This window comes from Micromonospora sp. FIMYZ51, from assembly GCF_038246755.1.
Lineage (GTDB): Bacteria > Actinomycetota > Actinomycetes > Mycobacteriales > Micromonosporaceae > Micromonospora.
Genome location: NZ_CP134706.1, coordinates 6,234,264 through 6,247,421, shown reverse-complemented (window position 1 = coordinate 6,247,421; position 13,158 = coordinate 6,234,264). Strand labels below are relative to the sequence as shown.

General features: G+C 68.5%; 22 protein-coding genes. All 22 read left to right on the top strand.

The features are described from left to right. Positions 1-96 precede the first annotated feature (96 nt). Positions 97-465, top strand: coding sequence for a 50S ribosomal protein L14 (rplN, locus tag QQG74_RS27990; protein ID WP_007073026.1), 369 nt, complete (start codon positions 97-99; stop codon positions 463-465). Continuing rightward, positions 462-782 (top strand): 50S ribosomal protein L24, encoded by a 321-nt coding sequence (rplX, locus tag QQG74_RS27985; RefSeq protein WP_207228005.1) that lies wholly within the window; start codon positions 462-464, stop codon positions 780-782. Before rplN ends, rplX begins: the two co-directional genes overlap by 4 nt. Beyond that, positions 782-1,351: a 50S ribosomal protein L5 gene (gene rplE, locus QQG74_RS27980; protein WP_341717648.1), complete on the top strand. Its 570-nt coding sequence runs from the start codon at positions 782-784 to the stop codon at positions 1,349-1,351. The genes rplX and rplE overlap by 1 nt, the downstream gene beginning before the upstream one ends. 1 nt (position 1,352) lies before the next feature. Then, positions 1,353-1,538 (top strand): type Z 30S ribosomal protein S14, encoded by a 186-nt coding sequence (locus QQG74_RS27975; RefSeq protein WP_007073023.1) that lies wholly within the window; start codon positions 1,353-1,355, stop codon positions 1,536-1,538. Positions 1,539-1,630: 92 nt separating this feature from the next. Next, positions 1,631-2,038, top strand: a complete 408-nt coding sequence (gene rpsH, locus QQG74_RS27970) for a 30S ribosomal protein S8 (protein ID WP_341717647.1) — start codon at positions 1,631-1,633, stop codon at positions 2,036-2,038. A 16-nt stretch (positions 2,039-2,054) separates the two neighbouring features. Next, positions 2,055-2,597 carry a 50S ribosomal protein L6 gene (rplF, locus tag QQG74_RS27965; protein WP_341717646.1) on the top strand — a complete coding sequence of 181 codons (543 nt, stop codon included), beginning with the start codon at positions 2,055-2,057 and terminating at the stop codon, positions 2,595-2,597. Continuing rightward, positions 2,594-2,983 (top strand): 50S ribosomal protein L18, encoded by a 390-nt coding sequence (rplR, locus tag QQG74_RS27960; protein WP_341717645.1) that lies wholly within the window; start codon positions 2,594-2,596, stop codon positions 2,981-2,983. The genes rplF and rplR overlap by 4 nt, the downstream gene beginning before the upstream one ends. 32 nt (positions 2,984-3,015) lie before the next feature. Continuing rightward, positions 3,016-3,630: a 30S ribosomal protein S5 gene (gene rpsE, locus QQG74_RS27955; RefSeq protein ID WP_137776512.1), complete on the top strand. Its 615-nt coding sequence runs from the start codon at positions 3,016-3,018 to the stop codon at positions 3,628-3,630. Continuing rightward, complete coding sequence (rpmD, locus tag QQG74_RS27950) at positions 3,630-3,812, top strand: 50S ribosomal protein L30 (protein WP_341717644.1); 183 nt, start codon at positions 3,630-3,632, stop codon at positions 3,810-3,812. The genes rpsE and rpmD overlap by 1 nt, the downstream gene beginning before the upstream one ends. Then, positions 3,812-4,255, top strand: coding sequence for a 50S ribosomal protein L15 (gene rplO / locus QQG74_RS27945; protein ID WP_341717643.1), 444 nt, complete (start codon positions 3,812-3,814; stop codon positions 4,253-4,255). Before rpmD ends, rplO begins: the two co-directional genes overlap by 1 nt. Positions 4,256-4,488: 233 nt before the next feature. After that, complete coding sequence (gene secY, locus QQG74_RS27940; RefSeq protein WP_341717642.1) at positions 4,489-5,811, top strand: preprotein translocase subunit SecY; 1,323 nt, start codon at positions 4,489-4,491, stop codon at positions 5,809-5,811. Further along, positions 5,812-6,465 carry an adenylate kinase gene (locus QQG74_RS27935; RefSeq protein WP_341717641.1) on the top strand — a complete coding sequence of 218 codons (654 nt, stop codon included), beginning with the start codon at positions 5,812-5,814 and terminating at the stop codon, positions 6,463-6,465. 90 nt (positions 6,466-6,555) lie between these two features. After that, on the top strand, positions 6,556-7,407 hold the full coding sequence (gene map / locus QQG74_RS27930; protein WP_341717640.1) for a type I methionyl aminopeptidase: 852 nt from the start codon (positions 6,556-6,558) through the stop codon (positions 7,405-7,407). Positions 7,408-7,513: 106 nt separating this feature from the next. After that, complete coding sequence (locus QQG74_RS27925) at positions 7,514-8,122, top strand: DUF1707 domain-containing protein (protein ID WP_341717639.1); 609 nt, start codon at positions 7,514-7,516, stop codon at positions 8,120-8,122. A 227-nt stretch (positions 8,123-8,349) separates the two neighbouring features. After that, positions 8,350-8,571: a translation initiation factor IF-1 gene (gene infA, locus QQG74_RS27920; protein WP_007073013.1), complete on the top strand. Its 222-nt coding sequence runs from the start codon at positions 8,350-8,352 to the stop codon at positions 8,569-8,571. Positions 8,572-8,663: 92 nt separating this feature from the next. Continuing rightward, positions 8,664-8,777, top strand: a complete 114-nt coding sequence (gene rpmJ / locus QQG74_RS27915; RefSeq protein ID WP_012184307.1) for a 50S ribosomal protein L36 — start codon at positions 8,664-8,666, stop codon at positions 8,775-8,777. Positions 8,778-9,047: 270 nt separating this feature from the next. Further along, a complete protein-coding gene (rpsM, locus tag QQG74_RS27910) occupies positions 9,048-9,428 on the top strand; it encodes a 30S ribosomal protein S13 (protein ID WP_111216656.1) in 381 nt (126 codons plus the stop codon). 17 nt (positions 9,429-9,445) lie between these two features. Then, positions 9,446-9,853: a 30S ribosomal protein S11 gene (gene rpsK, locus QQG74_RS27905; RefSeq protein ID WP_007073011.1), complete on the top strand. Its 408-nt coding sequence runs from the start codon at positions 9,446-9,448 to the stop codon at positions 9,851-9,853. A gap of 14 nt (positions 9,854-9,867) precedes the next feature. Next, entirely contained in the window at positions 9,868-10,494 is a 627-nt protein-coding gene (rpsD, locus tag QQG74_RS27900) for a 30S ribosomal protein S4 (protein WP_341717637.1), read from the top strand. Positions 10,495-10,590: 96 nt separating this feature from the next. Further along, complete coding sequence (locus tag QQG74_RS27895) at positions 10,591-11,613, top strand: DNA-directed RNA polymerase subunit alpha (protein ID WP_013735931.1); 1,023 nt, start codon at positions 10,591-10,593, stop codon at positions 11,611-11,613. Positions 11,614-11,647: 34 nt separating this feature from the next. Then, entirely contained in the window at positions 11,648-12,223 is a 576-nt protein-coding gene (gene rplQ, locus QQG74_RS27890; protein ID WP_341717636.1) for a 50S ribosomal protein L17, read from the top strand. Between the two features lie 87 nt (positions 12,224-12,310). Next, the gene (gene truA / locus QQG74_RS27885; protein ID WP_341717635.1) at positions 12,311-13,141 is read left to right on the top strand and encodes a tRNA pseudouridine(38-40) synthase TruA; all 831 of its coding nucleotides are present in this window, start codon (positions 12,311-12,313) and stop codon (positions 13,139-13,141) included. Positions 13,142-13,158: the final 17 nt, after the last annotated feature.

Here is a 13,158-nt window from a genome sequence, read left to right as displayed (position 1 = left end):
CGAAGGCTCGAGCTCGGCCGAGATCGGTCGGGCGCAGGTTCCGCCAGGCTCCGGCCGCCCCGGCGGCCGGAGAACCGGCAGACATAGGAGATAGACGTGATTCAGCAGGAGTCGCGACTGCGCGTCGCCGACAACACGGGTGCCCGGGAGATCCTGTGCATTCGGGTTCTCGGCGGCTCCGGTCGGCGCTACGCGAGCATCGGCGACGTCATCGTCGCCACCGTCAAGGACGCCATCCCGGGTGCCGGTGTGAAGAAGGGTGACGTGGTCAAGGCCGTCGTCGTCCGCACCGCCAAGGAGAAGCGTCGGCCGGACGGTTCGTACATCCGCTTCGACGAGAACGCCGCCGTCATCATCAAGGACGGCGGGGACCCGCGTGGCACCCGTATCTTCGGCCCGGTCGGTCGTGAGCTGCGGGACAAGCGGTTCATGAAGATCATCTCTCTCGCGCCGGAGGTGTTGTGACCGTGAAGGTCAAGAAGGGCGACACGGTCGTCGTCATCGCCGGCAAGGACAAGGGTGCCAAGGGCAAGGTCATCGCGGCCTACCCGCGGCAGGACAAGGTCCTGGTCGAGGGCGTGAACCGGGTCAAGAAGCACACTCGCATCAGCACCACTCAGCGTGGCGCCAAGACCGGTGGCATCGTCACCCAGGAGGCCCCGATCCACGTCTCGAACGTGATGGTCCTGGACTCCGACGGTAAGCCGACCCGCGTCGGTTACCGGATCGACGAGAACGGCCAGAAGGTTCGCATCGCGCGTAGCACCGGTAAGGACCTGTGATGACCACGGCTACCGAAACCAAGACCATGCCGCGCCTCAAGGAGCGGTACCGCAACGAGATCGTGGCCCAGCTGCGCGAGCAGTACAACTACGGCAACCCGATGCAGGTGCCGCGGCTGGTCAAGATCGTCGTGAACATGGGCGTCGGCGAGGCCGCTCGGGACGCCAAGCTCATCGACGGTGCGGTCCGTGACCTGGCCACGATCACCGGCCAGAAGCCGCAGGTTCGGCGGGCGAAGAAGTCCATCGCGCAGTTCAAGCTCCGCGAGGGGATGCCGATCGGCGCGAAGGTGACCCTGCGCGGCGACCGGATGTGGGAGTTCCTGGACCGGCTGCTCTCCATCGCGCTGCCGCGTATTCGCGACTTCCGCGGCCTGGACGGGCGCAAGCTCGACGGGCACGGCAACTACACGTTCGGTCTGACCGAGCAGTCGGTGTTCCACGAGATCGACCAGGACAAGATCGATCGCCAGCGGGGCATGGACATCACGGTGGTCACCACCGCCACGACCGACGACGAGGGCCGGGCGCTGCTGAAGCTCCTGGGCTTCCCGTTCAAGGAGAACTGAGATGGCCAAGAAGGCGCTGATCCTCAAGGCGGCCGCGAAGCCGAAGTTCTCGGTTCGCGCGTACACCCGCTGCCAGCGGTGCGGGCGTCCCAAGGCGGTCTACCGCAAGTTCGGGCTCTGCCGGGTGTGCATCCGGGAGATGGCTCACCGCGGTGAGCTGCCCGGCGTGTCCAAGGCTTCCTGGTAATAGCCCGGCGCGCTCGCGCGTTAGCTGGACTGTCTCTTCGCCGTAGGCCTGCTGTTCGCGGGAACCCCGGCGAGAAAGGTTGACGAGTTTTCATGACGATGACCGACCCGATCGCAGACATGCTCACGCGTCTGCGTAACGCCAACCAGGCGTACCACGACCGGGTGACGATGCCCTACTCGAAGATCAAGGCGAACATCGCCGAGGTCCTCAAGGCCGAGGGTTACATCGCCACCTGGGCGGTCGAGGAGCCCGAAGAGGGTGCCGTCGGCAAGCGACTGGTCGTCGAGCTGAAGTACGGCCAGAACCGGGAGCGGAGCCTGGCCGGTATCAAGCGCGTCTCCAAGCCCGGTCTTCGGGTGTACGCCAAGTCGGGCGAGCTTCCCCGGGTGCTCGGCGGGCTGGGCGTGGCGATCATTTCGACGTCCCAGGGGCTGCTCACCGACCGGCAGGCCCGCAAGCGGAGCGTTGGCGGGGAAGTCCTCGCCTTCGTCTGGTAACGGGAGACAGGTAGAAATGTCGCGTATTGGACGTAAGTCGATCCCGGTGCCTACCGGCGTCGACGTGACGATCGACGGCCGGACCGTCAAGGTCAAGGGCCCCAAGGGCGAGCTGGCGCACACCCTGGCCGAGCCGATCACCATCGAGCGGGCCGAGGACGGGCAGCTGAACGTCAACCGCCCGAACGACGAGCGCAAGGCCAAGGAGCTGCACGGCCTGAGCCGTACCCTGGTCGCGAACATGATCGTCGGGGTCACCGAGGGCTACCGCAAGAGCCTGGAGATCGCGGGCACCGGTTACCGGGTCACCGCCAAGGGCAAGGACCTGGAGTTCGCGCTCGGGTTCTCGCACCCGGTGACGGTGCAGGCGCCGGAGGGCATCACCTTCACGGTGGAGCGCCCGACGCTGTTCCACGTGGCCGGCATCGACAAGCAACTGGTCGGTGAGGTGGCCGCCAACATCCGGAAGATCCGCCCGCCGGAGCCCTACAAGGGCAAGGGTGTGAAGTACCAGGGTGAAGTGATTCGCCGTAAGGCCGGAAAGGCAGGTAAGAAGTGAGCGCCACGCTGCTCAAGCGCCGCCGCGGCGTTGCCGCCAAGCGTGCCGTCGGGCGTGCGCGTCGGCACTTCCGGGTCCGCAAGAACGTCAGCGGCACCGCCGAGCGTCCGCGCCTGGTCGTCACCCGCTCGCTGCGGCACATCGTCGCCCAGATCGTGGACGACACCAAGGGGCACACCCTGGCGTCGGCCTCGACCCTGGACGCCTCGGTGCGCGGCACGGAGGGCGACAAGAGTGCTCTGGCCGGCAAGGTCGGTGCCCTGCTCGCCGAGCGGGCCAAGGCGGCCGGCATCTCCAAGGTCGTCTTCGACCGCGGTGGCAGCCGGTACGCGGGGCGGGTAGCCGCCCTGGCCGACGCCGCTCGCGAAGCCGGGCTCGAGTTCTAGTAACCCCGTCACGAGAGAGAGGAAGGCTGCTGATGCCAGGTCAACAGCGCCGTGGCGGCGGGTCCGGTGGCAACGAGGGTGGTCGCCGCGACAACCGCCGTGAGGGCGGCCGCGGAAACGCGCCCGCCGAGAAGACCCCGCACCTCGAGCGGGTCGTCGCGATCAACCGTGTCGCCAAGGTCGTGAAGGGTGGTCGTCGCTTCAGCTTCACCGCCCTGGTGATCGTGGGCGACGGCGACGGCACCGTGGGCGTGGGCTACGGAAAGGCCAAGGAGGTGCCCGCGGCGATCGCCAAGGGCGTCGAGGAGGCCAAGAAGCACTTCTTCAAGGTGCCGCGGATCGGCTCCTCGATCCCGCACCCGGTGCAGGGCGAGGACGCCGCCGGTGTGGTGCTGCTCAAGCCGGCCTCCGCCGGTACGGGTGTCATCGCCGGTGGTCCGGTCCGTGCCGTGCTGGAGTGCGCGGGCATCCACGACGTGCTCTCCAAGAGCCTCGGATCGTCCAACCCGATCAACATCGTGCACGCCACGGTGGCCGCGTTGAAGGGGCTTGAGTCCCCCGAGGCGGTCGCCGCGCGTCGGGGCCTGCCGGTGGAGGACGTTGCTCCCGCCGCCATGCTGGCCTCGCGGGCGGAGGTGGCGTCCTGATGGCACGGCTGAAGGTCACCCAGGTCCGTTCCGACATCGGGACCAAGCACAACCAGCGTGAGTCGCTGCGTTCGCTCGGTCTCAAGCGGATCAACGACGTGGTGGTCAAGGAGGACCGGCCGGAGATTCGCGGCATGATCTTCAAGGTGAACCACCTCGTGAAGGTCGAGGAGGTCGAGTAATGACGATCAAGGTCCACCACCTGCGCCCGGCGCCGGGGGCCAAGACTCCGAAGACCCGGGTGGGTCGCGGTGAGGGCTCCAAGGGCAAGACCGCCGGTCGCGGTACCAAGGGTTCGAAGGCCCGGAAGAACATCTCGGCGGCGTTCGAGGGTGGGCAGATGCCCATCCACATGCGCCTGCCGAAGCTGAAGGGCTTCAAGAACAAGTTCAAGGTGGTCTACCAGGTGGTCAACCTGGACCGCCTGGCCGAGTTGTTCCCCAACGGCGGGCAGGTCGGCCCGGCCGAGCTGGTCGAGTCCGGCGCGGTCCGCAAGGGCCAGCCGGTGAAGGTTCTCGGTACCGGGGACCTTGGCGGTGTGCAGCTCCAGGTTTCGGCGCACGCGTTCAGCGCGTCGGCCAAGGAGAAGATCACTGCCGCCGGCGGCTCGGCCACCGAGCTGTAAGCTGCGAAAACGTGTGGTGCCCGCCAGTTGACCCCAGCTGGCGGGCGCCGTGCGCTACGCCGGGCGTGAGCGCCCGGTAACATCGGATTCGGTATATGTAGCCGGGCGCATCTGCCCGGACCGGGATTGGGCTGTTAGAGTCCCTTCCCAGCCATGGATATCGGGCACTTGCCCGGCACCCACCCCGCACCGCCAGGGACGACCGGCGGCCCGCCTCGCGCAGGAGGAAGAAGTTGCTGTCCGCCTTTCTCAGTGCGTTCCGTACGCCTGACCTGCGCAAGAAGCTGCTGTTCACAGTCGGCATCATCGCGATCTACCGGCTCGGCGCGACGGTGCCCAGCCCGGGCGTCTCGTACGGCAACGTGCAGAAGTGCATCGAAGCCACCGAGGGATCGACGGGTGTCCTGAACCTGCTCGACCTCTTCTCGGGCGGCGCGCTGCTTCAGCTGTCGGTCTTCGCGCTGGGCATCATGCCCTACATCACCGCGTCGATCATCCTGCAACTGCTCACGGTGGTCATCCCGCGCCTGGAGCAGCTCCGCAAGGAGGGTCAGGCCGGTCAGGCGAAGATCACCCAGTACACCCGCTACCTGACCCTGGGTCTGGGTGTGTTGCAGGCATCGGCCTTCGTCGCGCTGGCCCGCTCCGGCCAGCTGTTCAACAACATGTGCGACGAGGAGATCATCCCGACCGGCACCGGCATCCCGGACTGGCTGACGCTCTCCATCCTGGTGATGACGATGACCGCCGGCACCGGCGTGGTGATGTGGCTCGGCGAGCTGATCACCGACCGCGGCGTCGGCAACGGCATGTCCGTCCTGATCTTCACCTCGATCGCCGCCCGGCTGCCCAGCGAGGGCTGGCGGATCAAGGAGAGCCAGGGCTGGTGGAAGTTCTTCCTCGTCATCGCCCTGGTGCTGGTGGTCATCACCGCGGTCACCTTCATCGAGCAGGCCCAGCGCCGGATCCCGGTGCAGTACGCCAAGCGCATGATCGGCCGGCGGATGTACGGCGGCACCTCGACCTACATCCCGCTGAAGGTCAACCAGGCGGGTGTCATCCCGGTCATCTTCGGTTCGTCGCTGCTCTACCTCCCGCAGCTGGCGCTCCAGTTCTTCGACCAGAACGACCCGGGCAAGACCCAGGTGTGGATCCAGAACAACCTGGTCGACCCGACCAGCCCGATCTACATCGCGGTCTACTTCCTGCTGATCATCTTCTTCACTTACTTCTACGTCTCGATCACGTTCAACCCGACCGAGGTCGCGGACAACATGAAGAAGTACGGCGGCTTCGTGCCGGGCATCCGCCCGGGTAAGCCGACCGCCGACTACCTGGACTTCATCCTCAGCCGGATCACCCTGCCGGGCGCGCTCTACCTGGCGACCATCTCCATCCTGCCGAACTTCTTCTTCATCTGGCTGGACCGGCAGCAGTACATGAACTTCCCGTTCGGCGGGACCGCTGTGCTGATCATGGTTGGCGTGGCCCTCGAAACCAGCAAGCAGATCGAGAGCCAACTGATGCAGCGGAACTACGAAGGGTTCCTGCGGTAGATGAGACTGGTTCTGGTTGGCCCGCCGGGTGCGGGCAAGGGCACTCAGGCAGAGTTCATCGCCGCGCACCTCTCCGTGCCGAAGATCTCGACCGGCGACATCTTCCGGGCCAACGTGTCGCAGGGCACGCCGCTGGGCGTCGAGGCCAAGCGCTACATGGACGCCGGCAAGCTGGTGCCGGACGAGGTCACCATCAACATGGTGCGGGACCGGTTGGCCGAGCCGGACGCTGCCGAGGGCTTCCTCCTCGACGGTTTTCCGCGGACCACCCCGCAGGCGGCGGCGCTGGACAAGCTCCTCGCTGACCTGGGGACCTCGCTGGAGCTCGTGCTGGAGTTGGTGGTCGACGACGACGAGGTGATCCGGCGGCTCTCCGGCCGCCGCACCTGCCGGGGCTGCGGCAAGATCTGGCACGTCGAGTTCGACCCGACCACCCGGGAGGGCATCTGCGACCGGTGCGGCGCCGAGCTGTTCCAGCGCGACGACGACAAGCCGGAGACCATCGCCGCCCGCCTGCGGGAGTACGCGGAGAAGACCGCGCCGCTGGTGGACTACTACGGCGCCCAGGGCAAGCTGGTAGGCATCGACGCCACCGGCCCGGTCGAGGACGTCACGGTCCGCGCGATCGACGCCCTCCGCTCGTACGGGGGCTGACGTCGGCGTAGCCGCCGGCCGGATAAAGTGCGGTACAGCGGGGTACGTGCGGCGTGCCCCGCTGTTTCGGTAACGAAAGGTTGCACCTCCATGCGTCGTCCCCAGCTGGACATCCAGCTGAAGACCCCCGAGCAGATCGAGAAGATGCGAGCCGCCGGCCTGGTGGTCGCGGAGGCGCTGCGCAGGATGCGGGAGGCGGTCGCGCCCGGGGTGAGCACGGCCGACCTGGACGCGATCGCCGAGGCGACCATCCGCGAGTCCGGTGCCGTCCCGTCCTTCAAGGGCTACCACGGCTTTCCGGCGTCGATCTGCTCGTCGGTCAACGAGCAGATCGTGCACGCGATCCCGTCGCCCGGGCAGGTTCTCGCCGAGGGTGACCTGATCTCGATCGACTGCGGCGCGGTGCTCGACGGCTGGCACGGCGATGCGGCGATCACGGTCGGCGTGGGCGAGGTCGATCCCGCCCTGCTGCGGATGGCCAAGGTCGCCGAGGACGCGATGTGGGCCGGTATCGCGGTGGCCGCCCGGGGCGCGGCGAGCGGCAAGGGCCGGCTCACCGACATCTCGCACGCCGTCGAGAACGCGGTACGCAAGGCCGGCCGGTACGGCATCGTCGACGGCTACGGCGGGCACGGCATCGGCACCGAGATGCACCAGGACCCGCACGTGCTCAACCATGGGCGGCCGGGCAAGGGGCCCCGTCTGGTGCCGGGCATGGCGCTGGCCATCGAGCCGATGATCACCATGGGCTCGCCGAGGACCGAGGAACTTGCCGACGGTTGGACGGTGGTGACCCGGGACGGGTCGCGGGCGGCGCACGTCGAGCACACCATGGCTCTGCTGCCCGACGGGGTCTGGGTGCTCACCGCCCCGGACGGCGGGCGGGCCCGCCTCGGCGACCTGGTGACCGGCCGCGAGCCGAGCCGGTCACCGGCCAGCTGATCCCGGTCCCCGGCCAGCTGGATCCGGTCGCCGGGTGCGTCCCGCCGATGGACGGATGATCACTGCGGTATCGCCGGGTTGGCGGCACGGTGGCATGCTTGCCGGTATGGAACGGCGGGATGGCATGCGGGCAGCGGATTCGGACCGACAGGCCATCGCCGAACGACTCCGGGCGGCCCTCGACGAGGGTCGGCTCGACCTGCACGAGTACGACGAGCGGTTGCAGCGGGCCTACGCCGCCCGCACGTACGCCGATCTGGACGGCCTGGTGAGCGACCTGCCGGTGACGGGCGCGGTGGTGCCGGCGACCGGCGCGGTGCCGGCCCAGCGCGAGGACGGCGGGCAGTTGCCGGCGGGGCCCGGCGGGCGAGGGGTGACCGCGCGGTGGCTTGCCGAGGTCTGGGAGCCGTGGCTCAAGGCAGTAGGCATCGTGGTGGCGATCTGGGCGGTCACCTCGTTGGCTGCTGGCGAGGCGATCTACTTCTGGCCGGGCTGGGTGGCCGGGCCCTGGGGTGCGGTGGTGCTGGTCCATACGGTCACCGGCCTGGCCACTGGCGAGCCCCAGCGGTGGGCCGCGGAGCGGGAGCGCCGCCGGCAGCGGCGGGCGGAGAAGAAGGCGCTCAAGCGGGAACAGCGGGCCCTCCGCCAGCAGCAACTCGACGGCGGCTCCCCGGAGGAGCGATCGGCCGGGCCCGAGCGGGACGCTACGACCTGAAAGTCACGTTTGTCCGGCCAGTCGGTGCGTAAGGGCCGGTCGGTTTGGCGACGGCGCTCGGGCGGGCGTACACTTTCTGATCGGCGCGCAGCGTCCACTCCGCCATGCCCACCAGCGCTTCGGTGGGACGCGGAGCCGCGGCTGGCGCGGGAAAGCTGATCTTGATCAGATCCCGTGTAAGACGTTGTGGGCCGTCCGGAGCAACCGACGTCAGGACAGCGGAGGACATGCCGAAAAAAGACGGAGCCATCGAGATCGAAGGTCGGGTCATCGAGCCCCTGCCGAACGCCATGTTTCGGGTGGAGCTCGCCAACGGCCACAAGGTGCTGGCTCACATCAGCGGCAAGATGCGGCAGCACTACATCCGCATCCTGCCGGAGGACCGGGTCGTCGTCGAACTCTCGCCGTATGACCTGACCCGCGGGCGCATCGTCTACCGCTACAAGTAGTCCTGGCGGCGGCCGGGAATCGTCCCGTGTCCGTCTTCGACGTCCGGTGCCCCGCCTAGGGGATACCGGGCCAGATGGGAAGTAAGGCAACCGTGAAGGTCAAGCCGAGCGTCAAGAGGATCTGCAACAAGTGCCGGGTGATCCGCCGGCACGGCCGGGTCATGGTCATCTGCACCGACCCGCGCCACAAGCAGCGCCAGGGCTGAACCGTCCGACTGGCCGGGTGTTCGACGGCCGGTCGAGGTGAAGCCGGGCGGCAGGTCCAGCCAACACATTTCACATGCTCGTCCCAGCCGCGAGCAGTGCGCAGCGCGTACGCACTCGTGGTTGACCCCCGGTCGGAGGCCGGGGCCCGCTCGGGCAGCGACCGATCCCGGTCGCCGGTGCGACACCGCGCCGGATCAGCCGGGAGAAGTCGGTAGCGGGGTGGGACGGGTCCACACCTCCGGCAGAAACCACAAGGAGTACGCCCGCACATGGCACGTCTAGTCGGCGTGGATCTCCCCCGCGAGAAGCGGCTGGAGATTGCGCTCACCTACATCTTCGGCGTGGGTCGCACCCGCGCCCTGGAGACGCTCGCTGCCACCGGCATCTCGCCGGACAAGCGTGCCCGCGACCTCACGGACGAAGAGCTGGTACAGCTCCGTGACCACATCGAGGGCAACTACAAGGTTGAAGGTGACCTGCGCCGCGAGGTCGCCGCTGACATCCGTCGCAAGGTCGAGATCGGCTGCTACGAGGGCATCCGGCACCGCCGGGGTCTGCCCGTGCGTGGCCAGCGGACCCGTACCAACGCTCGCACCCGCAAGGGCCCGAAGCGGACGGTCGCCGGCAAGAAGAAGCCCGGTAAGAAGTAATAGGAGCGCACAGACTTATGCCACCGAAGGCTCGTGCCGGAGCCGCTGTCAAGAAGGTCCGGCGCAAGGAACGCAAGAACGTCGCCCACGGGCAGGCGCACATCAAGAGCACCTTCAACAACACCATCGTGTCCATCACGGACCCGACCGGTGCCGTCATCTCCTGGGCCTCCGCCGGCCAGGTCGGTTTCAAGGGCTCCCGCAAGTCGACCCCGTTCGCCGCGCAGCTGGCCGCCGAGGCCGCCGCGCGTCGGGCGATGGAGCACGGCATGCGCAAGGTCGACGTGTTCGTCAAGGGCCCCGGTTCCGGCCGGGAGACCGCCATCCGTTCGTTGCAGGCGGTGGGTCTGGAGGTCGGGCAGATCTCCGACGTCACCCCGCAGCCGCACAACGGGTGCCGTCCGCCGAAGCGTCGCCGGGTCTGAGAGGTTAGAGAGAGATGGCTCGTTACACCGGTGCTGACTGCCGCCGTTGCCGGCGGGAGAAGATGAAGCTGTTCCTCAAGGGCAGCAAGTGCGATGGACCGAAGTGCCCGTTCGAGTCCCGGCCGTTCCCGCCCGGGCAGCACGGCCGCGGTCGCACGAAGGAGACGGAGTACCTGCTCCAGCTCCGTGAGAAGCAGAAGGCGCGCCGGGTCTACGGCGTGCTGGAGAAGCAGTTCCGCGGTTACTACGAGGAGGCCGTGGCCAAGCAGGCCAAGACCGGTGAGGTCCTCCTGCAGATCCTCGAGTCGCGGCTGGACAACGTGGTCTACCGGGCCGGCTACGCCAAGTCCCGGGACATGGCCCGTCAGCTGGTCAAGCACGGTCACTTCACGGTGAACGGCAAGAAGGTCGACATCCCGTCGTTCCGGGTCAGCGCACACGACATCATCGAGGTGCGTGGCAAGAGCAAGGAACTCACCCCGTTCCTGGTGGCGCAGGGTGAGGCCGGCTCGAAGACCGTCCCGGCATGGCTGGAGGCGATCCCGAGCCAGATGAAGATCCTCGTGCACTCGCTCCCGGCCCGCCAGGTGATCGACACCCAGGTCCAGGAGCAGCTGATCGTCGAGCTCTACTCGAAGTAAGGGCTCGTTGCGGTGGCCCGCCCGCTCGGGCGGGCCACCGGAACAGTTTGTGTCGTGGGCGTCATATAGCGGGCGCCCCGGAAGAGAAGAGAAAAGATGCTCATCAGCCAGCGACCGACTCTCTCCGAGGAGTCGATCAACGAGACCCGGTCCCGGTTCACCATCGAGCCGCTGGAGCCGGGCTTCGGCTACACCCTGGGCAACTCGCTGCGGCGTACGCTGCTGTCGTCGATCCCGGGTGCGGCGGTCACCTCGATCAAGATCGACGGTGTGCTGCACGAGTTCACCACGATCCCCGGTGTCAAGGAGGACGTGGTCGAGCTCGTCATGAACATCAAGGAGCTCTGCGTCAGCTCCGAGCACGACGAGCCGGTCAGCATGTACCTGCGCAAGCAGGGCCCGGGCGACGTGACCGCCGGTGACATCCAGCCCCCGGCCGGAGTCTCGGTACACAACCCGGACCTGAAGCTCGCCACCCTCAACGGCAAGGGCCGGCTCGACATGGAGCTGACCGTCGAGCGGGGCCGGGGCTACGTCACGGCCGCGCAGAACAAGCAGGCGGGCGCGGAGATCGGCCGGATCCCGGTCGACTCGATCTACTCGCCCGTGCTCAAGGTGACGTACCGCGTCGAGGCGACCCGGGTCGAGCAGCGGACCGACTTCGACCGGCTGATCATCGACGTCGAGACCAAGCCGTCGATGGGTCCGCGTACCGCGCTGGCGTCGGCCGGCTCGACGCTTGTCGAGCTGTTCGGGCTGGCCCGGGAGCTGGACGAGACCGCGGAGGGCATCGACATCGGCCCGTCCCCGCAGGACGCGCAGCTGGCGGCGGACCTGGCCCTGCCGATCGAGGAGCTGGACCTCACCGTCCGCTCCTACAACTGCCTCAAGCGCGAGGGCATCAACTCCGTTGGTGAGCTGATCGGGCGTACCGAGGCCGACCTTCTCGACATCCGCAACTTCGGCCAGAAGTCGATCGACGAGGTCAAGATGAAGCTCGCCGGGATGGGTCTGGGGCTGAAGGACTCGGCTCCGAACTTCGACCCGGCGCACGTCGTGGACGCCTTCGGCGAGGCCGACTACGACACCGACGACTACCGCGAGACCGAGCAGCTCTAGTCCGCGCTGCCGCCACACCTGAGGAGCACCAAGCATGCCCACGCCCACCAAGGGCCCCCGCCTCGGCGGCAGCCCCGCGCACGAGCGGCTGATGCTGGCCAACCTGGCCACCTCGCTGTTCCAGCACGGCAGGATCAAGACCACCGAGACCAAGGCCCGGCGGCTGCGTCCGCTCGCCGAGCAGCTGATCACCAAGGCCAAGCGGGGCGACCTCGCCTCGCGTCGGCGGGTGCTCACCGTGGTCAAGGACAAGGACGTGGTCTACGCCCTGTTCGACCAGATCGCGCCGCGGTACGCCAACCGCGCCGGCGGCTACACCCGGATCGTGAAGACCGGTCCGCGCAAGGGTGACAACGCGCCGATGGCGATCATCGAGCTGGTCGAGGAGCTGGAGATCGCCGAGCCGAAGGCGAACCAGAAGACCGCCGCCCGCAAGGCCGCCCAGCAGGACAAGGTCGAGGCGCTGGCCCCGGCCGAGGAGGCCCCGGAGTCGCGGCCGGCCGACCAGGACGCCGAGGCGCCGGTGTCGGCGTCCGGTGACACCGCCGCTGCCCGCGAGGACAGCGACCTGGCCACCGAGGAAGGCAAGGTCGAGGAAGGCAAGGCCTGATCCAGGCCGTCGTCGGGCCCGGTACCCCTGGGGTGCCGGGCCCGACCCGTCAGTGCGGTGTGCTGGCACCGCACCAGGAGGTACGACGTGGACGAGCGGACCCGGCTGCGACTGGACGTCGCGTACGACGGCTCGGACTTCTCCGGGTGGGCCCCCCAACCGGACCGGCGTACGGTGGCCGGGGTGCTGGTCGAGGCGCTGGACCGGATTCTCGGCGCCGGCACCGCGAGCGGGTTGACCGTCGCCGGTCGTACCGATGCGGGTGTGCACGCCACCGGGCAGGTCTGTCATCTCGACCTGCCCACCGAGGTCTGGCAGGGGCACGAGGGCGGCCTGCTGCGCCGGCTGGCCCGGCTGCTCCCGCCCGACGTGCGGGTCCGGACGATGACCGTGGTGCCAGCCACCTTCGACGCCCGCTTCTCGGCCACCTTCCGGCGTTACGAGTACCGGGTGACCGATGCGCCGTGGGGGGCGGAACCGCTGCGCCGACACGAGATCCTGGCTTGGCCCCGACCGCTCGACCTGGACCGGCTCGCCGCTGCCGCGGCCGGTCTGGTGGGGGAGCATGACTTCGCCGCGTACTGCCGGCGCAAGGAGAACGCCACCACGCTGCGGGAGGTGACCCGGCTGGACTGGCGACGTGACGCCGACGGGATCCTGGTCGCCACGGTGCAGGCCGACGCGTTCTGCCAGGCGATGGTGCGCAGCCTGGTGGGGGCCATGCTGGCGGTGGGGGAGGGCCGACGGCCGGCGCAGTGGCCGGCCGGTCTGCTCACCCGGCGGGAGCGGTCCAGCGAGGTGAGCGTGGCACCGGCCCACGGGCTGACCCTGGTGGCGGTGGGCTATCCGGACGATCCCGCCGAGTACGCCCGCCGGGCCGACGCGACGCGCCGGCTCCGGGTGCCCGCCGAAAGCTGACCGCGACCGCTCGCTCG